Source organism: Pseudonocardia sp. OZ21 (assembly GCF_059359135.1).
Window position 1 is genome coordinate 1 of the sequence record NZ_JCADBN010000051.1, and the last position, 723, is coordinate 723.

The following is a 723-nucleotide window of genomic DNA, read 5'->3' on the forward strand; positions in this document are numbered from 1 at the left end:
CTGGTAGGCGGCCTCCAGTGCGGTGCGCTCCTTGACCGTGTCGGCAGGCTGCCAGAACCCCCGATGCCGGAAGGCCATCATCCGACCCTCCTTCGCCAGCACCGCACACCCGTCCTCGATCAGATCCCCGTTCTCCGGGATGTAGTCGAAGATCTCCGGCCGCAACACGAAGTACCCCCCGTTCTCCCACAACGGCATCTGCTGCAACGTCGTGATCGACGAGATCCGATCATCGTCGGCCACATCCACACAGTGGAACGCCGACTGCGGCGGCACCGCCAGCAACGCCCCCACCGCATCCGACCCCGCGAACTTACCCACCATGTCGTCCAACGGCAGATCGGTCAGCACATCGGCATAGTTGGCCAGGAACATCTCCTCACCCGCCACCAACGCCCGCACCCGCCGCAACCGCTCCCCGATCGGCGAGTCCAACCCCGTGTGCACGAACGTGATCGTCCAGTCCTGAATGTCCGAACCCAGCAGCTCCACACTCCCCCCGCGGAGCACGAAGTCGTTGGACGCGGTCTCGGAGTAGTTCAGGAAGAAGTCCTTGATGTGATGCGCCCCATACCCCAGGCACAACACGAAATCCTTGTGCCCGAAATGGGCGTAGTACCGCATCACGTGCCAGATCAGCGGCCGCGGCCCCACCGGATGCATCGGCTTCGGCAGATCCGAGACCCCGTCCCGCATCCGCATCCCGTAACCACCGCAGAACAG

At 64.2% G+C, this 723-nt stretch carries 1 protein-coding gene; it reads right to left on the reverse strand.

What is annotated here, in order from left to right; genetic code table 11:
• Positions 1-723, reverse strand: a 723-nt coding sequence (locus tag AC5L35_RS37340; protein WP_495064478.1) for a glycosyltransferase family protein, incomplete at both ends; no start/stop codon positions are given.